General features: G+C 74.3%; 19 protein-coding genes. 11 read left to right on the forward strand and 8 right to left on the reverse strand.

Annotated elements, in window-relative coordinates:
* The first annotated feature begins 5 nt into the window (after positions 1-5).
* Both ACI8AG_RS00655 and ACI8AG_RS00660 read left to right on the forward strand, forming a co-directional pair.
* A complete protein-coding gene (locus tag ACI8AG_RS00655; protein WP_456595503.1) occupies positions 6-827 on the forward strand; it encodes a mycofactocin-coupled SDR family oxidoreductase in 822 nt (273 codons plus the stop codon).
* A 1-nt stretch (position 828) separates the two neighbouring features.
* A complete protein-coding gene (locus ACI8AG_RS00660) occupies positions 829-1,785 on the forward strand; it encodes an alpha/beta hydrolase fold domain-containing protein (protein WP_456595504.1) in 957 nt (318 codons plus the stop codon).
* 97 nt (positions 1,786-1,882) lie between these two features.
* Here ACI8AG_RS00660 and ACI8AG_RS00665 read toward each other — a convergent pair whose 3' ends face one another.
* Genes ACI8AG_RS00665 through ACI8AG_RS00685 form a run of 5 tightly spaced genes read right to left on the reverse strand, consistent with a single transcriptional unit; the run spans position 1,883 to position 6,392 of the window.
* Positions 1,883-2,392 (reverse strand): phosphohydrolase, encoded by a 510-nt coding sequence (locus tag ACI8AG_RS00665; protein WP_456595505.1) that lies wholly within the window; start codon positions 2,390-2,392, stop codon positions 1,883-1,885.
* Between the two features lie 58 nt (positions 2,393-2,450).
* The gene (locus ACI8AG_RS00670; protein ID WP_456595506.1) at positions 2,451-3,068 is read right to left on the reverse strand and encodes a LutC/YkgG family protein; all 618 of its coding nucleotides are present in this window, start codon (positions 3,066-3,068) and stop codon (positions 2,451-2,453) included.
* A complete protein-coding gene (locus ACI8AG_RS00675) occupies positions 3,065-4,525 on the reverse strand; it encodes a LutB/LldF family L-lactate oxidation iron-sulfur protein (protein ID WP_456595507.1) in 1,461 nt (486 codons plus the stop codon). The genes ACI8AG_RS00670 and ACI8AG_RS00675 overlap by 4 nt, the downstream gene beginning before the upstream one ends.
* A complete protein-coding gene (locus ACI8AG_RS00680) occupies positions 4,522-5,295 on the reverse strand; it encodes a (Fe-S)-binding protein (protein ID WP_456595508.1) in 774 nt (257 codons plus the stop codon). The genes ACI8AG_RS00675 and ACI8AG_RS00680 overlap by 4 nt, the downstream gene beginning before the upstream one ends.
* Positions 5,292-6,392, reverse strand: a complete 1,101-nt coding sequence (locus ACI8AG_RS00685) for a LacI family DNA-binding transcriptional regulator (protein WP_456595509.1) — start codon at positions 6,390-6,392, stop codon at positions 5,292-5,294. The genes ACI8AG_RS00680 and ACI8AG_RS00685 overlap by 4 nt, the downstream gene beginning before the upstream one ends.
* A gap of 158 nt (positions 6,393-6,550) precedes the next feature.
* Here ACI8AG_RS00685 and ACI8AG_RS00690 point away from each other — a divergent pair, with 158 nt between their 5' ends.
* From ACI8AG_RS00690 to ACI8AG_RS00725, 8 genes are all read left to right on the forward strand, one after another.
* Complete coding sequence (locus ACI8AG_RS00690; RefSeq protein WP_456595510.1) at positions 6,551-8,089, forward strand: sugar ABC transporter ATP-binding protein; 1,539 nt, start codon at positions 6,551-6,553, stop codon at positions 8,087-8,089.
* Positions 8,086-9,150 carry an ABC transporter permease gene (locus ACI8AG_RS00695; protein ID WP_456595511.1) on the forward strand — a complete coding sequence of 355 codons (1,065 nt, stop codon included), beginning with the start codon at positions 8,086-8,088 and terminating at the stop codon, positions 9,148-9,150. Before ACI8AG_RS00690 ends, ACI8AG_RS00695 begins: the two co-directional genes overlap by 4 nt.
* The gene (locus tag ACI8AG_RS00700; RefSeq protein WP_456595512.1) at positions 9,140-10,171 is read left to right on the forward strand and encodes an ABC transporter permease; all 1,032 of its coding nucleotides are present in this window, start codon (positions 9,140-9,142) and stop codon (positions 10,169-10,171) included. The genes ACI8AG_RS00695 and ACI8AG_RS00700 overlap by 11 nt, the downstream gene beginning before the upstream one ends.
* 88 nt (positions 10,172-10,259) lie before the next feature.
* Positions 10,260-11,348 (forward strand): rhamnose ABC transporter substrate-binding protein, encoded by a 1,089-nt coding sequence (rhaS, locus tag ACI8AG_RS00705; RefSeq protein ID WP_456595513.1) that lies wholly within the window; start codon positions 10,260-10,262, stop codon positions 11,346-11,348.
* Between the two features lie 91 nt (positions 11,349-11,439).
* Positions 11,440-11,814 (forward strand): L-rhamnose mutarotase, encoded by a 375-nt coding sequence (locus ACI8AG_RS00710; RefSeq protein ID WP_456595514.1) that lies wholly within the window; start codon positions 11,440-11,442, stop codon positions 11,812-11,814.
* Positions 11,811-12,980, forward strand: coding sequence for an L-rhamnose isomerase (gene rhaI / locus ACI8AG_RS00715; RefSeq protein ID WP_456595515.1), 1,170 nt, complete (start codon positions 11,811-11,813; stop codon positions 12,978-12,980). The genes ACI8AG_RS00710 and rhaI overlap by 4 nt, the downstream gene beginning before the upstream one ends.
* A 100-nt stretch (positions 12,981-13,080) precedes the next feature.
* The gene (locus tag ACI8AG_RS00720) at positions 13,081-15,117 is read left to right on the forward strand and encodes a bifunctional aldolase/short-chain dehydrogenase (protein WP_456595516.1); all 2,037 of its coding nucleotides are present in this window, start codon (positions 13,081-13,083) and stop codon (positions 15,115-15,117) included.
* Complete coding sequence (locus ACI8AG_RS00725) at positions 15,117-16,595, forward strand: rhamnulokinase (RefSeq protein WP_456595517.1); 1,479 nt, start codon at positions 15,117-15,119, stop codon at positions 16,593-16,595. The genes ACI8AG_RS00720 and ACI8AG_RS00725 overlap by 1 nt, the downstream gene beginning before the upstream one ends.
* A gap of 63 nt (positions 16,596-16,658) precedes the next feature.
* Here the strand turns inward: ACI8AG_RS00725 and galK are convergent, their stop codons facing one another.
* From galK to ACI8AG_RS00740, 3 genes are all read right to left on the reverse strand, one after another.
* Positions 16,659-17,810 carry a galactokinase gene (gene galK, locus ACI8AG_RS00730; RefSeq protein WP_456595518.1) on the reverse strand — a complete coding sequence of 384 codons (1,152 nt, stop codon included), beginning with the start codon at positions 17,808-17,810 and terminating at the stop codon, positions 16,659-16,661.
* Positions 17,807-18,817: a UDP-glucose--hexose-1-phosphate uridylyltransferase gene (locus ACI8AG_RS00735; protein ID WP_456595519.1), complete on the reverse strand. Its 1,011-nt coding sequence runs from the start codon at positions 18,815-18,817 to the stop codon at positions 17,807-17,809. The genes galK and ACI8AG_RS00735 overlap by 4 nt, the downstream gene beginning before the upstream one ends.
* Before the next feature lie 114 nt (positions 18,818-18,931).
* On the reverse strand, positions 18,932-20,422 hold the full coding sequence (locus ACI8AG_RS00740; protein ID WP_456595520.1) for a diguanylate cyclase: 1,491 nt from the start codon (positions 20,420-20,422) through the stop codon (positions 18,932-18,934).
* A gap of 160 nt (positions 20,423-20,582) precedes the next feature.
* Here ACI8AG_RS00740 and ACI8AG_RS00745 point away from each other — a divergent pair, with 160 nt between their 5' ends.
* A complete protein-coding gene (locus ACI8AG_RS00745; protein WP_456595521.1) occupies positions 20,583-21,557 on the forward strand; it encodes a patatin-like phospholipase family protein in 975 nt (324 codons plus the stop codon).
* The last annotated feature ends 4 nt before the right edge of the window (positions 21,558-21,561 follow it).

The raw sequence follows: 21,561 nt of genomic DNA on the forward strand, positions 1-21,561 counted from the left end.
AATGCGTGACCACCAGCACGTCCGGCCGGCTCGCCGGCAAGGTCGCCTACGTCACCGGCGCCGCCCGCGGCCAGGGCCGCGCCCATGCGGTCCGGCTCGCGGCCGAGGGCGCCGACGTCATCGCGATCGACAACTGCGAGACGGCGAAGACCACGTCCTACGCCGGTCCCACCGAGGAGGACCTCGCCGAGACCGCCCGCCTGGTCGAGGTGCAGGGGCGGTGCATCCTGGCCCGCAAGGTCGACGTCCGCGACCTCGACGGGCAGATGTCCGTGGTCCGCGACGGAGTGGCGGAGTTCGGCCGGCTCGACGTCGTCGTCGCCAACGCCGGCATCTGCTCGGGCTCGATGTCCTGGGAGATCCCGGTGGAGAAGTGGCAGGAGACGATCGACACCAACCTCACCGGCACGTTCTTCACGATGAAGGCGACCGTGCCGGTGCTGCTGGAGCAGGGCACCGGCGGCTCGATCATCGTGATCAGCTCGGTGGCCGGGCTGCGGGGGCTGCCGTTCCTCGCCGACTACGCGGCCAGCAAGCACGGCATCGTCGGCCTGGCGCGGACCATGGCGAACGAGCTCGGGCAGCACAACATCCGGGTCAACACCGTGCACCCGCACGGCGTGGCCACCGGCATGCAGCCGGCGGAGATGTTCGAGCTGGCCCAGCAGTTCTCCACCACGCTGGCGCCGATGCTGATGGGCGCGCTGCCCGACCCGATCTCCCAGCCGGAGGACATCGCCTCCGCGGTGGCCTGGCTGGCGTCGGACGAGGCCCGGCACGTGACCGGCGTCCAGCTGCCGGTCGACCTGGGCATCCTCGGGCGCTGACGTGGCTCGCCTCGACCTGCGGGTGCGGCTGCTCGGGCGGGCGCTGCGGCTGGGGTCGGTCGCCACCCTGGACGCCGAGCGGCTCGCTCGCGTCCAGGAGCGCTCGCCCGGGCACAACCCCTTGACCGACCTGCTCCTGGGCGGGGTGGCGCCGGGGGTGACCCTGCAGGACGGCGTCACCGCCGGCGCGGCGGGACCGCTGGCGATGCGGGTCTACCGCCCCCGCGGCGCCGCCGGCGGGCCGCTGCCGCTCGTGGTCAACTTCCACGGCGGCGGCTGGGTGCTCGGCTCGCTCGACCAGGCCGACTGGCTGTGCAGCAACGTGGCCGCGACCGTGGGCGCCGTCGTGGTGTCGATCGACTACCGCCTCGCGCCGGCGCACCCGTGGCCCGCCGCGCCCGAGGACTGCTACGCGGCGCTGGTCGACGTCGCCGCCCGCGCCGGCGAGCTGGGGGCCGATCCGGGCCGGCTGGCGGTTATGGGCGACAGCGCCGGGGGGAACCTGGCCGCGGTCGTCGCGCTCATGTCCCGCGACCGGTCCGGGCCGGCGATCGCCGTCCAGGCGCTGCTCTACCCGGCGACCGACCTGACGTTCGGCAGCGCCTCCATCGCCGAGAACGCCGACGCCCCGATCCTCACCCGGCGCGACATGGAGGCCTACCGCGCCCACTACCTGGGCGACCGGGACCGCACCCACCCCTACGTCTCGCCGCTGCTCGCCGCCGACCACGGCGGCCTGCCGCCGGCGCTGGTGCAGGTCGCCGAGCACGATCCGATCCGCGACGACGGGCTGCGCTACGCGGAGACGCTGCGGGCCGCGCGGGTGCCGGTGCGGGCAACGACCTACGTCGGGATGCCGCACGGGTACCTGGCCTTCCCGACGCTCTGCCGCAGCGCGCCGCAGGCCCTCGCCCAGGTGTGCGCGGAGCTGTCGTCCGCGCTCGCGCCGGGAGGCTGACCCGCCGGCGGGCCGCGCCGGTCGTCGACCCGTGGTGGTGGTGTCGGCACGGGGCGACACCACCACGGGCCGACACAGCGGGTGCGGCGCCGGCCCGTCAGACCAGGATGCGGTGGCCGTGCACCCGGTCGGCGGCCTCGGCGGACAGGAGCATCCGGCGGACCGGGCGGTAGCGGCCCTCGCGGAGGGTGCGTGCCCGGTCGGGGTCGGTGCCCGCCAGCCGCTCCGTGGCGGCGAGGTCGGCCTTGTTCTCCACCAGCTTCACCAGGCGGGCCAGCGGGTGGGCGGCCACCCGGCGGACGAACCCGGACAGGTAGGGCTCGCCCGGGCGCGGGGTCCCCGCGTCGATCGCCTCGACCACCACGCCCGGCACCCCGAGGGCCCGCAACCGGTCCAGGTCGTACCGGCGGGCCGGGTCGGGGTGGTCGCGGGTGCCCGCCACGACGTCCTTGAGCACGCCGGCCATCTCGGCCTCGGGTCCGAACGGCCGCAGCGCCTCGGCGAGCGGCCGCAGCTGCGCCAGGTAGTGGTCGCGGCCGTCCTCGTCCACCTGGCCCTCGTGCGCCTCCAGGGCGAGCAGGTGGGCGTCGGGAAGCGTGAAGGGCACGCACCCGAGGCTAGGCACCGTTCCGCCGGAGAGGGTGGCCGTCCGGCCGATCGGCCGGTCAGCCGGCGAGGACGACGACCAGGGTGCGCGGGCCGTGCACGCCCTCGACGCGCTGCAGCTCGATGTCGCTGGTCGCCGACGGGCCGCTGATCATCGTGAGCGGGGCCGTCGGTTCCAGCCGGGCGAGCGCCTCGGGGACCCCGCCGACGACCTGGTCCGCCGTCACCACGCACACCAGGACGTCGGGCAGCAGCGACAGGGCCCGCCGGCCGCAGCTCGGGGAGCCGTCCAGCACCAGCGTGCCGGTCTCGGCCACGGCCACGGCCACCCCGGTGACCGACGCGCCGAAGGACGCCAGCCCGACCGCGGGCCGGCCGTCGTCCGGCACCGCGCCGTCGGGCCGCCAGTCCGCGGGCAGGTCCGGCGCGACGACGACGGCGTCGGGGGGCAGGTCCAGGTCGCCGAGCGACCGGGCCACGGTGGAGGCCACCTCGGCCGGCGCGCAGCGCACCACCGTGGCCTTGTAGTCCTCCAGCCGGTCGGTGAGCACCTCGTGCAGCACGGCGGCGGGGCGGTCGTCGCGCCGCCGGTAGTCGCGCCGGACGGGCTCCTCGGCGCGCCGGTCCGGGCCCAGCGCCGTGCGGATCCGCCCGAGCACCTCCTCGCGCGCGCTCACCGCCGGTGCTCCTCGGCCCACTGAGAAGTGAAGGTCTTCCCGGGCGGAGTGGGGAGGTCGCGGGACCGGGTCCAGGCCGACAGCGGCGGCGGCAGCGTGGCCGGGAGGGTCGGCCGCCCACGGGCCAGGAACCGGCCCAGACCGGCGGCCCGCTGGGCGAGCCGCCAGAGCCGCGGGGAGGCCATCACGCGGGAGAGGAGGCGAAAGGCCGCTGCTTCAGGGGTCGTGCGCGTCTGGGCCTCGACGTGCTCGGCGCGCAGGTGCACCAGGATCGAGGGGATGTCGATCGCCACCGGGCAGACGTCGTAGCAGGCGCCGCACAGGGACGAGGCGTACGGCAGCGACGCGTTGTCCTCGACGCCGGTGAGCTGGGGGGAGAGCACGGCGCCGATCGGCCCGGGGTACACCGATCCGTAGGCGTGGCCACCGGCGCGCTCGTACACCGGGCAGACGTTCAGGCACGCCGAGCAGCGGATGCAGTGCAGCGCCTCGCGCCCCACCTCGTCGGCGAGCACCGCCGTCCGACCGTTGTCGACCAGCACGAGGTGGAACTCCTGCGGTCCGTCATCGGGCGTGACCCCGGCCCACAGCGAGGTGTAGGGGTTCATCCGCTCGCCCGTCGAGGAGCGGGGGAGCAGCTGCAGGAAGACCTCGAGGTCGGTCCAGGTGGGCACCACCTTCTCGATGCCCATCACGGTGATGAGGGTCTGCGGGAGCGTCAGGCACATGCGCCCGTTGCCCTCGGACTCGACGACGGCGAGGGTGCCGGTCTCGGCGACGGCGAAGTTCGCCCCGCTGATCGCCACGCGGGCCCGGAGGAAGCGCTCGCGCAGGTGCGCCCGCGCCGCCATGGCCAGCCGACGGGGGTCGTCGGTGAGCTCGGGGTCCACCCCGGGCATGGTGCGCAGGAAGATCTCGCGGATCTCGGCCCGGTTCTTGTGGATCGCCGGGACCAGGATGTGCGACGGCCGGTCCTCGCCCAGTTGCACGATCAGCTCGGCGAGGTCGGTCTCGTGCGCCGCGATACCCGCGGCCTCCAGCGCCTCGTTGAGCCCGATCTCCTGGGTGGCCATCGACTTGACCTTGACCACCTCGTCGGTGCCGGTGGCCTGCACCAGGTCGAGGACGATCCGGTTGGCCTCGGTGGCGTCGCGGGCCCAGTGCACCGTGCCGCCGCGGGCGGTGACCTGCTCCTCCAGGGCGACCAGGTGCTCGTCGAGCCGGGCCATCGTGGCGGCCTTGATCGCCCGGCCGGCCTCGCGCAGCTCCGCCCAGTCGGGCACCTCGCCGACCACGGCGGCCCGCTTGCCCCGGATCGTCGCCGTGGCATGGCCGAGGTTGGCGCGCAGCTGCCCGTCGCGCAGCGAGTCGCGCGCGGCGTCGGGGAACGACCGGTCGCCGCGCAGGTGCCCGATGCCCCGGGGAGCGGTCGGGATGCCCAGGAAGACGGCGGTCACGAGCGCACCGCCGGTCGGGTCGACTGCTCGGGGGTCACGGCGTCCTCCGTCGACGCGAGGATCTCGGCCAGGTGCACCGTGCGCGTGCCGGCCCGGAGGCGGGAGAGCCCGCCGCCGATGTGCATGAGGCAGGAGGCGTCGCCCGCGGTGCACACCTCGGCGTGCGTGGCGAGCACGTTGGCCATCTTGTCGGTGAGCATCGCGGTCGAGGTCTCGGCGTTCTTGACCGCGAACGTGCCGCCGAACCCGCAGCACTGGTCGGCCGCGGGCAGCTCGACCAGCTCCAGGCCGCGGACGGCGCGCAGCAGGCGCAGCGGCCGGTCGCCGACCCTCAGCATCCGCAGCGAGTGGCAGGTCGGGTGGTAGGTGACCCGGTGCGGGTAGTACGCCCCGACATCGGTGACGCCCAGGACGTCGACCAGGAACTGCGACAGCTCGTAGGTCCGCTCGGCCAGCGCCGCGGCGTCGTCGGCGAGCGCGTGCTCCCCGGCGCGGCGGGCGACGGCGGCCTGCTGGTGGTGGATGGAGGCGACGCAGGAGCCGGACGGCGCCACGATCGCCTCCGCCCCGGCGAACGCGCGCACGTGGTTGGCGATGACGGGCACCGCCTCGCGCCGGTAGCCGGTGTTGACGTGCATCTGCCCGCAGCAGCTCTGGCCCGGGGGCACGACCACCTCGTGGCCGAGCCGCTCCAGCAGCACCGCCGTCGCCTCGGCGACCCGCGGCACCATCGTGTCGACCAGGCAGGTGGCGAAGAGCGCGACCTTCATCGGATCCCCTCCCGGTCGGGCGGCGGATCCCGCCGGACCATGCTCGACTCGCGGACGACGAGCACCGGCTCGAAGACGGGCTGCTCGTGGACGTGGCCCTCGCGCGCCTCGTCCAGGAGCAGCTGCGCGGCGCGGCGGCCCATGGCGTGCCGCGGCTTGCTCACCGAGGTGAGCGGGACGGCGGCGGCGGCCGCGAAGTCGATGTCGTCGTAGCCGACGATCGCCAGTTCGTCGGGGACCCGCACGCGGTGCCGGACCATCTCCTGCAGCACACCCAGCGCGAGCAGGTCGTTGGCGCAGATCGCGGCGGTCGGGCGCCGGGTGGCGGGGATGCCGATGATCCGCCCCGCCGCCTCGCGTCCGCCGGCCACCGTGAGCTCCTCCGGGGACAGGACGGTGAGCTCGGCGCCCGACGCCTCGCGGACGGCGCTGGCCACGCCGGCGTGCCGCTCCTGCACCTGCGGCAGTCCGGAGGCGCCCCCGATGAAGGCGATGCGCCGGTGGCCGCGCTCGAGCAGGTGCTCGGCGGCGATCCGGCCACCGAGGACGTCGTCGGTGGCGACCGCGCACTGGTCACCGTCCGGAGCCCGGCGGTCGAGCAGCACGACGGGTACGCCTCTCCTGCGAAGGGCGGCGAGGTCCGGGCTGAGCTCGGCGGTGGGCGTGATGAGCACGCCGTGCACCCGCTGCTCGGCGAGGGCGGCCAGGTGCGCGGTCTCCCGCTCCGGGCGGTCGTCGGTGTTGCAGAGGATCAGCGACAGCCCGGCGGCGTCCACCACCTCCTCCACGCCACGGGCGACATCGGTGAAGAACGGGTTCGCGATGTCCAGGACCACGAGCCCCACGGTCCGGCTGGACCCGGCGCGCAACTGCCGGGCGGACTCGTTCCGGACGAAGCCGAGCTCCGCGATCGCGGCGAGCACGCGCTCGCGGGTGGCGGGGCCGACCGCCTCCGGCCGGTTCAGGACGTTGCTGACCGTGCCCACCGAGACGCCCGCCCGGCCGGCGACGTCCCGGATGCTGGCGGTCAGTGCTCCTCCTCGGGCGCGCGTCGACGGACCTCGCGCGAGACCCGGTGCAGGCCATGATGGGGCCACTGTCTGAAACGTGTCAACCGCATAGCGCGCGCCCGGGTCACGCTCGCATCACGGCCGAGATGTGGCGGTTGACACAACAATCACGGCCTTCCTATGGTGGCCGTCACATCGCTGGTGAAACGATTCACAGCGGTGCTACGGACACGGAGGCGGTCACTGTGGACCACACGAGGGAGCCGGCGACGCCCGGCGACGTCGTCCTCGCGCTGGAGGACGTGCGCAAGTCCTTCGGGGCGGTTGCCGCGCTCCGCGGCGCCCGCCTGGAGCTGCGCGCCGGTGAGGCGCACGCCCTGGTCGGCGAGAACGGCGCGGGCAAGTCGACGCTGGTGAAGATCCTCGCCGGGGTGCACGCCCCCGACGGCGGGCGGGTCCTCCTGGACGGCGAGCCGGCGCGCCTGGACAGCCCGGCGACCGCACGGGCCGCGGGCATCGCGGTGATCTACCAGGAGCCCACGCTCTTCCCCGACCTGTCGGTCGCGGAGAACATCTTCATGGGCCGGCAGCCCCTGACGGCCGGCCGGCGCATCGACCGCAAGGCGATGGCCGCGCGGTGCCGCGAGCTGTTCGACCGCCTCGGCGTGGACCTGGACCCCGACCGACCCGCGCGTGGCCTGTCGATCGCCGACCAGCAGATGGTGGAGATCGCCAAGGCGCTGTCGTTCGACGCGCGGGTGCTGGTCATGGACGAGCCGACCGCCGCGCTGTCCGGCGTCGAGGTCGAGCGGCTGTTCGCCGTCGCCCGCGCCCTGCGGGAGGCCGGCGCCGCGGTGCTGTTCATCTCCCACCGGTTCGACGAGGTGTTCGAACTCTGCGACCGGATCACCGTCATGCGCGACGGCGAGTGGGTCTCCACCGAACGCACCTCGGAGCTGACCGTCGACCGGGTCGTGCACGCGATGGTGGGCCGCGAGGTCGCCACCCTCTTCCCCAAGCAGGACGTCGAGCCCGGCGAGGTGCTGCTCGAGGTCCGCGGGCTCACCCGCGCCGGGGTCTTCAGCGACGTCTCCTTCGACGTGCGCGCCGGTGAGATCGTCGCGCTGGCCGGCCTGGTCGGGGCGGGCCGCAGCGAGGTCGTGCGCGCGGTGTTCGGCGTCGACCCCTACGACGCCGGCACCGTGCGCGTCGCCCGCCAGGAGCTCCGCCGGGGCAGCCCCGCAGCGGCCATGGCCGCCGGCGTCGCGCTGGTGCCCGAGGACCGCCGTCAGCAGGGCCTGGTCATGGAGCTCTCCGTCGAGCGCAACACCACGCTCACCCGCCGGTGGGCCCTGTCCCGGCGGGGCTGGCTGTCCGCCCGGCGCGAGCGTGACGCCGCGTCGGAGTGGACCCGGCGGATGCAGGTGAAGGCGGGCAGGCTCAGCGATCCCGTCTCCACCCTGTCCGGCGGCAACCAGCAGAAGGTCGTGCTGGCCAAGTGGCTCTCCACCGGGCCGAAGGTGCTGATCGTCGACGAGCCGACCCGGGGCATCGACGTCGGCACCAAGGCGGAGGTGCACCGGCTGATGTCGCAGCTCGCCGCGGAGGGGATGGCGGTCGTCATGGTCTCCAGCGAGCTCCCCGAGGTGCTGGGCATGGCTGACCGCGTCCTCGTCATGCACGAGGGGCGGCTGGTCGACGACATCCCGCGCTCCCGGGCCGACGAGAGCAACGTGATGCTCGCGGCCACCGGTCAGGCGACCCGCACGGCGGTGGCGTCGTGAGCACGGCGGTCACCCGGCCTCCCGCCGCCCCGGAGGAGACGTCCGGCCGCGGCACCGGCGGCAGCCCGCTGGTGCACCGGCTGTTCGCCGTCCGCGAGTTCGGCATCCTCGCCGCGCTGCTGCTGCTCGTCGTCGTGACGGTGGTCGTCCAGCCGCGGTTCCTCTCCCAGCAGAACATCCGCGACCTGCTGTTGTCGGCGTCCATCCTGACGGTGCTGGCGGCCGGCCAGACGATGGTGATCATCACCCGGAACGTCGACCTCTCCGTCGGCTCGACGCTCGGCCTGTCGGCCTACGCGACCGGGACGCTGCTGGCGACGCAGCCGGACACGCCGGTACTGCTGGCGGTGCTCGTCGGCATGGCGGTCGGCGCCGTCGCGGGCGTCGTCAACGGCGTGATCGTCGCCGTCGCGAAGGTGCCCTCGCTCGTGGTCACCCTGGGCACGCTCTACGTCTTCCGCGGCATCGACGCCCTGTGGGCCAGCACCAGCGGCCGGCTGCAGATCAACGCCGCCGATCTGCCCAGCGGGTTCAAGTCCCTGGGGACCGCCCGGCTGCTCGGCATCCCGGTGCTCTTCCTCGTCGCCGTCCTGGTGGTGCTCGTCGCGGGCTACTACCTGCGGAGCTACCGCAGCGGCCGGGAGATGTACGGCATCGGCTCGGACCCGGACGCCGCGCGGTTGTCCGGCATCCCGGTCGGCCGGCGGGTGCTCACCGCGTTCGTGGTCAACGGGGCGCTCGCGGGGCTGGCCGGGGTGCTGTACGCGGCCCGCTTCCAGACGCTGGACGCGACCGCCGGCACCGGATACGAGCTGACCGTCGTCGCCGCCGCCGTCGTCGGCGGCGTGGCCATCTTCGGCGGGAGCGGCTCGGTGGCCGGCGCGGCGCTCGGCGCCCTGCTCCTCACCACCATCGGCACCGCCCTGCCGCAGCTCGGCATCGACCCGTTCTGGCGCAACGCCGCCGTCGGCGCCCTGATCATCGCCGCCATCGCGCTGGACCGGGTGCTCGCGCTGCGCCTGGCCGGGCGCCTGCGGAGGAGGAGTTCCCGTGGCCATTGAGACCGTCGCCCCGCCCGCCGAGGACCAGGCGCCGCCGCGGACGCTGTCGGACCGGATGCGGCTGCTGGGCACCGGCGACGGGGTCATCACCCTGGTGCTCGTCGTCTTCGTGCTGCTGGCCTCCCTCTCGGTCGAGGGCTTCGCCACCGCGCGCAACACCGGCTTCCTGCTGCTCGACGTGATCGTCATCGTGCTCATCGCGCTCCCGCTGACGATGGTCATCATCACCGGCGAGATCGACCTGTCGGTCGCCAGCACGGTCGGCCTCACCGGGGCCGTGATGGGCCAGCTGTGGATCGCCGGCCTCCCGCTGGAGCTCATCGTCCCGCTGTGCCTGCTCCTGGGCGCCGTGCTCGGGGCGGTCAACGGCGCGCTGGTGACCCGGCTGGGCCTGCCGTCGCTGGCGGTCACCATCGGTAGCCTCGCCCTCTACCGGGGGCTGGCCTTCGTCGTGCTCGGTGACCAGGCGGTGGCCGACTTCCCCCGGGCGTGGACCACGTGGGCGATCAGCACGATCGGCGACTCGGGGATCCCCGTGGCGGCCGTCCCCCTCGCGGTCCTGGTCCTCGTCTTCGGCGTCGTGCTGCACGCCACCCCGATCGGGCGGTCGCTGTACGCGATCGGCAACAGCGAGGACGCCGCCCGCTTCAGCGGCATCGACGTCGCCCGCACCAAGTTCTGGCTGTTCGTCGTCACCGGGGTGATCGCCGCGCTGGGCGGGGTCTACTGGACCCTCCGCTACGGCAGCGCCCGCGCCGACAACGCCACCGGGCTCGAGCTGCAGGTCGTCGCCGCCATCCTGCTGGGCGGGGTGTCGATCTTCGGCGGCCGGGGAGGGATGGTCGGCGTCCTCGCCGGCGCGCTCCTCCTCGGTGCCGTGCGCAACGCCCTGCGCCTGGCCAGCGTGCCGGCCGACGTCCTCAACATCGTGACCGGCGTGCTGCTCATCGCCGCCGTGGTCGCCCCCCAGGTCATCGGATGGGTCCGGCGGCGTGCCGCTGCCCGGAGCCGGATCCCGTGACACCACCGCCGTGCACCCACCGACGGGTGCCCGTCCGACCCACCGACCCCGGCCGCTCTCACGCCGGCGCACTCCAGAGAGGGAACCAATGACCAGCTTCCTGACCGGCCGCCGGCCGCTGCGCGGCGGCGTGACGGGTGTCGCCGTCGCCGCCCTCGTCCTCGCGACGGCCGCCTGTGGCGGCACCACCCGCGGCGACGAGGAGACCACCGGCGGCGGAGGCGGCGCGGCCGCCGAGGCGAACCCGGACGCCGAGATCCCCGCCGACCTCGCCGTCGCCTTCCTGCCCAAGCAGGTCAACAACCCGTACTTCGACACCGCCGCCGACGGCGCGGAGGCAGCCGTCTCCGAGTTCGACGGCGAGCTCACGGTCACCGGTCCGTCGGAGGCGAGCGCCTCCTCGCAGGTGAGCTACATCAACACGCTCACCCAGCAGGGCGCCGACGTCATCCTGACCTCGGCCAACGACCCGAACGCGATCTGCGGCGCGCTCGACCAGGCGCGCTCGGCCGGCGCCGCCGTCGTCACCTTCGACTCCGACACCGACCCCGAGTGCCGTGACCTGTTCATCAACCAGGCGACGGCCGAGGGCATCGCGCAGACCCAGATCGACCTGGTGGCCGAGCAGATCGGCGGCGAGGGCCAGGTGGCCTTCCTGTCGGCGACGGCCAACGCCACGAATCAGAACGCGTGGATCGAGATGATGAAGGAGTACGCCGCCGAGGAGTACCCCGGCATCGAGATCGTGGCCACCGTCTACGGCGACGACGAGGACCAGAAGTCCTTCCAGGAGACCCAGGGTCTGCTGGCGACCCACCCCGACCTCGACGCCATCATCTCGCCGACCACGGTCGGCATCGCAGCGGCGGCGCGGTACCTGTCCGGCTCCGAGTACAAGGGCGAGGTCGCGCTGACCGGTCTCGGCACGCCGAACCAGATGCGCGAGTACGTGGAGGACGGCACCGTCCAGGCGTTCGCGCTCTGGAACCCCGAGGAGCTGGGCTACCTGGCCGCCTACGCCGGGGCGGCCCTCGCCGCCGGGCAGATCACCGGCCAGGAGGGCGAGACCTTCGAGGCCGGCGAGCTGGGCGAGTACACCGTCGAGGAGGGCGGGGTCGTCGTCCTCGGCGAACCCACGGTCTTCGACGCCGAGAACATCGGCGAGTTCGACTTCTGAGCCGATCGCACCTCGCCTGCCGCCGCCGGCCGTCGTCCGGTCGGCGGCGGCAGGCCCGGCCCGCGCCCGAACACCTGAGAGGAACTTCCTCGTGCCCCGCATCTGCTTCACCCTCCAGGTCCGGCCCGACCGGCTGGCCGAGTACCGCGAGCGGCACGCCGCCGTCTGGCCGGAGATGCTGCACGCGCTGCGGGACGCCGGGTGGCGCGACTACCAGCTCTTCCTGCGGAACGACGGCCTGCTGGTCGGCATCGTCGAGACCGACGACCTCGCCGGCGCGCAGGCCGCCATGGACGTCACCGCGGTGAGCGCCCGGTGGGAGGCCGAGATGGCGCCCTTCTTCGACCTCCCCGGCGGCGCTGACGGCCGCGCCAAGCAGCAGCTCGACCTCGTCTTCGACCTCGACGCCCAGCTCGCGGCGCTCGACCAGGCACCACCCCCGCACTCGAACGGAGCACGCCCGTGACCGACCTCCGCACCGGCGCCCTCGCGGCGCTGGCCGACCAGACCATCGAGCTGCCGTCCTGGGCGTTCGGCAACTCCGGCACCCGGTTCAAGGTGTTCGGCCAGCCGGGCGTCGCCCGCGACCCCTACGAGAAGCTCGAGGACGCCGCCCAGGTGCACCGCCACACCGGTGCCGCGCCGCGGGTATCGCTGCACATCCCGTGGGACCTCGTCGACGACTACGGCAAGCTGGCCGCACACGCCCGCGACCTCGGCGTCACGATCGGCGCGATCAACTCGAACCTGTTCCAGGACGACGAGTACAAGCTCGGCTCGCTCACCCACGCCGACCCGGCAGTGCGCCGCCGCGCGGTCGAGCACCACGCGCAGTGCATCGAGGTCATGCGCCAGACCGGCTCCACCGACCTCAAGATCTGGCTGCCCGACGGCACCAACTACCCGGGCCAGGACGACCTGCGCGGCCGGCAGGACCGGCTGGCCGACTCCCTCCAGCAGATCTACGCGATGCTGGACGCGGACATGCGGATCCTGCTCGAATACAAGTTCTTCGAGCCGCACTTCTACGCGATGGACATCCCCGACTGGGGCACGTCGCTGGTGCACTGCCTGGCGCTGGGGGAGCAGGCCACCGTCGTCCTCGACACCGGCCACCACGCCCCGGGCACCAACATCGAGTTCATCGTCATGCAGCTGCTGCGGGCCGGCCGGCTCGGGGCGTTCGACTTCAACTCCCGCAACTACGCCGACGACGACCTGATCGTCGGCTCGGCCGACCCGTTCCAGCTGTTCCGGATCATGAACGAGATCGTCGGCAACGACGCGCTCCGCCCGGAGTCCGGCGTCAACTTCATGCTCGACCAGTGCCACAACCTGGAGAAGAAGGTCCCCGGGCAGATCCGCTCGGTGATGAACGTCCAGGAGGCGACGGCGAAGGCGCTGCTGGTCGACCGCGAGGCCCTGGCGGCCGCGCAGCAGGCCGGTGAGGTACTCGACGCGCACTCGGTGCTCATGGACGCGTTCAGCACCGACGTCCGCCCGCTGCTGGGCGAGCTGCGGGAGTCCCAGGGCCTGGACCCCGACCCGTACGCCGCCTATGCACGCAGCGGCTACCAGCAGCGCATCGAGCGCGAGCGCGTCGGCGGCCAGCAGGCCGGCTGGGGCGCCTGAGAAAGGACTCCCTGCCCCCCGCCACTCGCTCCGCTCGCGGCGGGGCCCTGCAGGGGGCCACGGCTGGGCACGAAACGCCATCAAGAGAGGACTCCCGAACGTGAGCAACCCCGTGGTCAGTGACCTCATCGAGCGCAGCAACCGGCTGGGCGCCGATCCGCGCAACACCAACTACGCCGGCGGCAACACCTCCGCCAAGGGCAGCGAGACCGACCCGGTCACCGGGCAGCCGGTCGAGCTGCTCTGGGTCAAGGGCTCCGGCGGGGACCTGGGCACCCTGAAGGAGGCCGGCCTCGCCGTCCTCCGGCTGGACCGGCTCCGCTCGCTCGTCGACGTCTACCCGGGTGTCGACCGCGAGGACGAGATGGTCCACGCCTTCGACTTCTGCCTGCACGGCCGCGGTGGCGCCGCACCGTCGATCGACACCGCGATGCACGGTCTCGTCGACGCCGCGCACGTCGACCACCTCCACCCGGACTCCGGCATCGCCCTGGCGACGGCGGCCGACGGCGAGGCGCTCACCCGCGAGTGCTTCGGCGACCGCGTGGTCTGGGTGCCGTGGCGCCGGCCCGGATTCCAGCTCGGCCTGGACATCGCCGCGATCAAGGAGAAGAACCCGCAGGCGATCGGCTGCATCCTCGGTGGGCACGGCATCACCGCGTGGGGCGCCACCAGCGAGGAGTGCGAGGCCAACAGCCTCGAGATCATCCGCACCGCGGAGACGTTCCTCGCCGAGAAGGGGAAGGCCGAGCCGTTCGGCGCCGTCGTCCCCGGCTTCGAGCCGCTGCCGCAGGAGCAGCGCCGCGCCAAGGCCGCCGCGCTCGCGCCGGTGATCCGCGGACTGGCCTCCACCGACAAGCCGCAGGTCGGCCACTTCACCGACTCCGACGTCGTCCTGGAGTTCCTGTCCCGCGAGAAGCTCGCGCCCCTGGCCGCGCTGGGCACCTCCTGCCCGGACCACTTCCTGCGCACCAAGGTGCGCCCGATGGTCGTCGACCTGCCGGCCGACGCCCCGGTGGAGGACGTCGTCGCGCGGCTGAAGGAGCTGCACGAGGAGTACCGCGCCGAGTACGCGGCCTACTACTCCCGGCACGCCACCCCGGACAGCCCGGCCATGCGCGGCGCCGACCCGGCGATCGTGCTGGTGCCGGGCGTGGGCATGTTCAGCTTCGGCGCCAACAAGCAGACCGCGCGGGTGGCCGGTGAGTTCTACGTCAACGCCATCAACGTGATGCGCGGCGCCGAGGCGGTCTCCAGCTACGCGCCGATCGACGAGAGCGAGAAGTTCCGCATCGAGTACTGGTCGCTGGAGGAGGCCAAGCTCCAGCGCATGCCGAAGCCCAAGCCGCTGGCGTCCCGGGTGGCGCTGGTCACCGGCGCGGCCAGCGGCATCGGCAAGGCGATCGCCCAGCGGCTGGCCCGCGAGGGTGCCTGCGTCGTCGTCGCCGACCTGGACCTCGCCAAGGCGCAGGTCGCCGCGGAGGAGATCGGCTCGTCCGACGTCGCGCTCGGCGTGGCCGCCGACGTCAGCGACGCCGAGGCCGTGGCCGCCGCCTTCCGCGAGGCCTGCCTCGCGTTCGGCGGCGTCGACCTGGTGGTCAACAACGCTGGGCTGTCGATCTCGAAGCCGCTGCTGGAGACCACCGAGGCCGACTGGGACCTCCAGCACGACGTCATGGCCAAGGGCAGCTTCCTCGTCTCCCGCGAGGCGGCGCGCATCATGATCGAGCAGGGGATGGGCGGCGACGTCGTCTACATCTCCAGCAAGAACTCGCTGTTCGCCGGCCCGAACAACCTCGCCTACGGCGCCACCAAGGCCGACCAGGCCCACCAGGTGCGGCTGCTGGCGGCGGAGCTCGGGCCGCACCAGATCCGGGTCAACGGCATCAACCCCGACGGGGTCGTCCGGGGCTCGGGCATCTTCGCCGGTGGGTGGGGTGCGCAGCGCGCGGCCGTCTACGGGGTCAAGGAGGAGGAGCTCGGCGAGTTCTACGCCCAGCGCACGCTGCTCAAGCGCGAGGTGCTGCCCGACCACGTGGCCGACGCCGTCTTCGCGCTGACCGGTGGCGAGCTCACCCGCACCACCGGGCTGCACATCCCGGTCGACTCCGGCGTCGCCGGCGCCTTCCTCCGCTGATGCCCGCCTTCGCGGCCGTCGACCTCGGCGCCTCCAGCGGCCGGGTGATGGCCGCGACGGTGGGCCCGGATCGGCTCGACCTGCACGAGGTGCACCGCTTCCCCAACCGGCCGGTGCGCACGGCGGGCACCCTGCACTGGGACGTGCTCGGGCTCTACGCCGGCGTGCTCGACGGGTTGCGGGCGGCCGGCCGGGACGCCGGCCGGCTGGGCGGGGTCGGCATCGACAGCTGGGCGGTCGACGTCGGGCTGCTGGACGCCGACGGCGCGCTGCTGGGCAACCCGCTGCACTACCGCGACGGCCGGCACGCCACCGCGGTGCCGGACGTGCACGCGGTCGTCCCGCCCGACGAGCTGTACCGGGTCAACGGGCTGCAGCACCTGCCGTTCAACACGGTGTTCCAGCTTGCCGCGGCCCGGGGGAGCGCGCAGTTCGCCGCCGCCCGGACGGCGTTGCTGGTCCCCGACCTGCTGGCGTACTGGCTCACCGGCGCGGTGGGCGCGGAGGTCACCAACGCCTCCACCACCGGGCTGCTCGACGCGACGACCCGGGAGTGGGCGTGGGACGTCGTCGACCGGCTTGGTCTGGACCGGGGGCTGCTGCCACCGCTGCGGCAGCCGGGGGAGCGGTTGGGGGAGCTGACCGCCGAGGTGCTCGCCGAGACGGGGCTGGCCGGGCCGGTCCCGGTGACCGCGGTCGGGTCGCACGACACGGCGTCCGCCGTCGTCGGCGTTCCTGCGGAGTCCGGCCGGTTCGCCTACGTCTCGTGCGGCACCTGGTCGCTGGTCGGCCTGGAGCTGGACGCGCCGGTGCTCACCGAGGGCAGCCGCCAGGCCGGGTTCACCAACGAGCTCGGCGTCGACGGCACCGTGCGCTACCTGCGCAACGTGATGGGACTGTGGCTGCTGCAGGAGTCGCTGCGCACCTGGGCGGCCGCCGGCCTGCCGGCCGACCTGGCCGACCTGCTCGCGGCCGCCGCGCGGGTGCCTGCCTTCACCGCCGTGGTCGACCCCGACGACGACCGCTTCCTGCCACCGGGGGACATGCCCGCGCGCATCGCGGAGCGCTGCCGGGAAACGGGGCAGACCGTGCCTTCGAGCCAGGCCGAGACGGTTCGCTGCATCCTCGACAGCCTCGCGCTGGCCTACCGGCGCACCGTCCGCCGGGCGGCGGAGCTCTCCGGCCGGGACGTCGAGGTGGTGCATCTGGTCGGCGGGGGCGCCCGCAACGAGTTGCTGTGCCAGCTTACCGCGGACGCGTGCGGCCTGCCGGTGGTCGCCGGCCCGGTCGAGGCCGCGGCCCTGGGCAACGCCCTGGTCCAGGCCCGTGCCGCCGGGGTGCTCGAGGGAGGGCTCGCCGAGTTGCGGGCGCTGCTCCGGGTCACCCAGCAGACGCGCACCTACCTCCCCTCGTCCGGTGCCGCGGCCGCGTGGTGGGCAGCGGACCGGCGGATCGGCCCGGTTTCCGGCCCGGGCTGATCATTTCGGGCGGTCGGCTCGCGGACGCGGGGGTCGACCGCCCGAACCCTCACGGCCGGGCGGTCACACCACCCGGGTGCCGTCCGACGGCGTGCAGATCGTCGCCTCTCCCGGCCGGCCCATGGCCGATCGGTAGGCCGCGGTGATCGCCGCGGCCGCCGCTGCCGCGGAGTCGCGCTCCACCAGCGCCACCGCGCACCCCCCGAAGCCGGCCCCGGTCAGCCGCGCCCCGAGCACGCCTGCCGTGCCGCGGGCGATGTCGACCAGTGCGTCCAGCTCCGGGACGCTCACCTCGTAGTCGTCGCGCAGCGAGGCGTGCGACCGGTCCATCAGCTCCCCGAAGGCGCGCGCGTCTCCGCGCCGGAGCGCGTCGGCGGCGGCCAGCACCCGGGCGTTCTCCCCGACGACGTGCCGCGCCCGGCGCAGCTGCACCTCGTCGAGCAGCCGGGCGTGCTCGGCGAGCAGGTCGGAGGAGACGTCGCGCAGCGCCCGCAGGCCGGGGTCGACGGTGCGCAGCGCGGCGACGGCGGCCTCGCACTCGGCCCGCCGGTCGTTGTACGCCGAGCCGGCCAGGGTGCGCGGAACGGCGCTGTCGAGAACGAGGATCGCCGTCCCGGCCGGCACGGGGACCGCCTCGGTGCGCAGGCTGCGGCAGTCGACGAGCACCGCGTGCCCGGCGACGCCGCCGGCGATCGCGAGCTGGTCCATGATGCCGGTGCGCACGCCGATGACCTCGTTCTCCACCCGCTGGCCGAGGCGGGCCAGCGTCTCCGGCGGGAGCGCGTCCCCGGTCAGCGCCAGCAGCGCGACCATCACGCCGAGCTCCAGCGACGCGGACGAGGAGAGACCGGCCCCGATCGGCAGATCGCTGTCGATCACCAGGTCCGCGCCCGTCAGCTGGTGCCCCTCGTCCTGGAGCACGGCCGCGGCCCCGGCCACGTAGCGGGACCAGCCGGTGCCCTCCTGCGGCCGCAGGTCGGCCACCGCCCGGTCGTCGTTCCCGCCCATGCGCACGGCGGTCGTCCGCAGCCGGCCGTCGGACCGCCGGCGGGCCGCGACGACCGTGCCCCGGTCCAGAGCGGCCGGGAGCACGAAGCCGTCGTTGTAGTCGGTGTGCTCGCCGATCAGGTTGACCCGCCCGGGGGAGCGGACGACGAGATCGGGGTCGCCACCTACGGCCCGGGCGAAGGTCTCGCGGGCCGCGACGCCGCTCACGCGGTCACCTCCCGCAGTCGGGCGGCCGCGCTCTCGGGGGTGAGGTCGCGCTGCGGCTGGGCGAGCATCTCGTAACCGACCATGAACTTGCGCACCGTCGCCGAGCGCAGCAGCGGCGGGTAGAAGTGCCCGTGCAGGTGCCAGCCCGGGTGCTCGCGCCCGTCGGTGGGGCGCTGGTGCAGGCCCATCGTGTACGGGAAGGGCACCCCGAAGAGCCCGTCGTAGCAGCGGGCGAGCCGGCCCAGCGCGCCGGCCAGCGCGTCCCGCCGGGCGCCGTCGAGGTCGGGCACCGCACCGCAGTGGGCGCGCGGCAGCACGAGGGTCTCGAACGGCCAGACCGCCCAGAAGGGGACCAGCACGGTGACGTGCTCGTCGCGGAAGACGACGCGCTCGCCGTCGGCCTCCTCGACGGCCAGGTACTCGCAGAGCAGGCAGCTCCCCGCCTCGGCGGCGGCCTGCTGCGTGGCGAGCTCGCGCACCGCCTCGGTGGGCAGCCGTTCCTGCGCCCAGATCTGGCCGTGCGGGTGGGGGTTGCTGGCGCCCATGGCCGCGCCGCGGTTCTCGAACACCTGCACCCAGCTGACCCAGTCCAGTCCGCCGAGCTCGGTGTACTGGTCCGCCCAGGTGTCCACCACCGCGCGGATGCGGTCCTCCGGCAGCTGTCCGAGCGCCAGGTCGTGCCGAGGCGAGTAGCAGATCACCCGACAGACGCCGCGCTCGCTCTCGGCGACCAGCAGGCCGGATCGGTCCGTGGCCGCGGCCGGCACGTCCGGGGTCAGCGCCGTGAAGTCGTTGTCGAAGACGAAGGTGCCGTCGTACCGCGGGGTGCGCTGCCCGCCGGCCCGCTCATTGCCCGGGCAGAGGTAGCAGCCGGGGTCGTAGGCGGGCAGCCGGGGCACCGCCGCGTCCTCGACCTGCCCCTGCCAGGGCCGGGCCGTGCGGTGCGGGGAGACGAGGACCCACTCGCCGGTGAGCGGGTTGCGTCGTCGGTGCGTGGAGTCGAACACCTGCTCAGCATGCGGGACGGCCCGACGGCCCCTCGCCACGGGCTCCGCGCTGGGGTGTGGGCGTCTCCCCGCGGCTGCCGGTTCGAGGCACACGTACGGACCAGGTGCGGACGCTCAGCCGGCCGCGACCTTGACCGGCACGCGGATGAGGTTGTCGTAGCGGTCGGTGCGCGACTGCTTGTCGGCGTACATCCGCTCGTCGGCGCGGCGGACCAGGTCCTCCACCGAGCACGGCTCCCGCGGGTCCCAGAGCTCGGCGCCGATGGAGAACCGGAGCTCGAAGGCGGCGCTGGAGCCGGCGTTGAAGGAGTCGAGCGCGTCCTGCACCCGCGAACGGGCGGTGGCCGCGTCCGCGCCGTCGCCGAGGAGGACGACGAACTCGTCCCCCCCGAGCCGGCCGAGGACGTCGCCGGACCGGCACGCCGCCCGCAGCACCGCCGCGGCCGAGGCGATGGCCCGGTCGCCCTCCTCGTGACCCAGGACGTCGTTCACCTGCTTGAGGCCGTCGAGGTCGAGGAAGACGGCCAGCCGCGTCTCGCCGGCCCGGGCGGCCCGGGCCAGCTCCAGCTCCGCCAGCTCGAACCAGCCCCGTCGGTTGTGGATCCTGGTGAGCTCGTCGGTCGAGGCGATCACCGCCATCGCCTGTTCCCGGCGACGGCTCAGCACGACCAGCGCGGTCCCGGTGGTCAGCAGCAGGGCCAGCACGAGCAGCTGGCTGCGCAGGCTGGCCCGCTCCAGGTGCCCCTGGAAGGCCTCCCGGGTCTGCACGCTGAACACCAGCCAGCTGGTGCCGTCGACGCGCTGCCAGGCGCTGACGTGGTCGGTGCCGCTCTCGTCGGTGTCCACGATGCCGTTCCCGCCGCCGGTGCGCGCGGCCGCCAGCACCTCGGGGTAGGGCAGCGGGGCCCCGATCAGCTCCGGCTCCGGGGCGCCGACGACGAGCCCGGCGGCGTCGACGATCCAGCCCTCGCCCTCCCCGGCGGTGAAGTACTCGGTGCTGGTCTCGCGAGCCGACCAGAAGCAGACGAACAGGCCGGCGCTCCCGTCGGACAGCCGTACCGGGGCACCCAGCGCGAGGGCGGGCTCGGCGCCGATGGTCACGATCCCGGACAGCGGGACCTCGCCGGCTGCCGGATCGCGGACCGCCGCGACCAACGGCTCGAACCCCGGGTCGGTGGGGGAGGCGGCGTCGCCGGTGGGCGCGTAGGACGCCACGACCTGACCGCGGGTGTTGAAGACGGCGGCACCGAGGTCCATGGCGCCGCCCGAGGTGACGACGATCTTCTGGATCCGCGCGGCGTCCTGTTCCGCAGCCGGCCCGTCCGTGGGCGTGGCGCTGAACGGCGGGACGCCGGACTGCTCCTGGACCGTCATGACCGAGGCCAGCTGGACGAAGCCGTCCCGCACGGTCTGGGCCGTCAGCTGACCGAGGACCGCCACCTGCTGGACGCGGTCCTCCCGGTGCTGGTCGATCGCGAGCGCGCCGGCCGCGTGCGTGGACACCAGCCCGAGCACACCCATCACCCCGACCAGCAGGCCGGACACCACGAGGGCACCCCGGCTGCGCCGTCCCCCCGAGCTGGTGCTCGTGCTGTCGTGTGCCACCTCGCGCCCCTTCCGGCCGACGCAGTCCCATCGGGTGTTCCCGGCCGACCTTGAGCTACGACGCGGCCCGCGGGTGCCGGCCACCTCGTACGGGTGAGCCGGCACAGGCCGGGCGGAGGACGACCTGCCCGCAGTCCCGGCGGGTGGCAGGCTCGGGGCCGTGGCGCGCGTGGGTCTGGTGCTGGGCGGTGGCGGGGTCGTCGGGCAGGCCTACCACTCGGGTGTGCTGGCCGTCCTGCAGCACGACGTCGGCTTCGACGCGCGGACGGCCGATGTGATCGTCGGGACGTCGGCCGGCTCGATCACCGGCGCCCTCCTGCGGCTGGGCGTCGCCGCCGAGGACCTCGCCGCGTGGACGGTGAAGGCACCGCTGTCCGGCGACGACGCCGTGCTCCGGCAGGTGGCCGAGGCGTCGGTGCCCGAGCTCGCGCCGTTCCGGCCCTGGGAGCTGGTGCGCGGCCCGCTGCGGCTGCCCGGGCGGCACATGGTGCAGCGGGCGCTCACCCGGCCGCTGCAGTTCCGCCCGATGGCCGCGGGCATGGCGCTCCTGGCGCCGGGGCGGCGCGACGTCGTCGAGCAGCTGGCGGCGCTCCGGGAGCTGGCCGGCCCGGGCTGGCCCGACCGCGACCTCTGGGTCTGCGCGGTGCGCCGGCGGGACGGTCGCCGCGTCGTGTTCGGCCGTCCAGGTGCGCCGGAGGCGCCGCTGCACCTGGCCGTCGGGGCGTCGTGCGCGGTGCCGGGCTACTTCGCCCCGGTCACGGTCGGGCGGCACGACTACGTCGACGGCGGCGCGCACTCACCGACCAACGCCGCCGTCCTGCGCGGGCAGGGGCTGGACCTCGTCGTCGTCGTCGCGCCGATGAGCGGTCCCACCGGGTGGCGGCCCGGCGTGTTACCGGCGGCCCGCCGCTACTCGGACCGGCTGCTGCAGCGCGAGGTGCGGGCGCTGGAGGCCGACGGCGTCGCGACGGTCGTCTTCCGGCCCGGGCCCGGTGAGCAGCAAGTGATGGGTAACGACATGATGTCGCGCACCCGGCTCGACGAGGTCGTGCAGCAGTCGTTCCTGACGGCGGGGGCCCACGCGGCCACGCCGGAGGTTGCCGTGCTGCTCCGCGCGGCCGCCGGCCGCGGCTGATCCC

This window comes from Blastococcus sp. SYSU DS0552 (assembly GCF_054050815.1).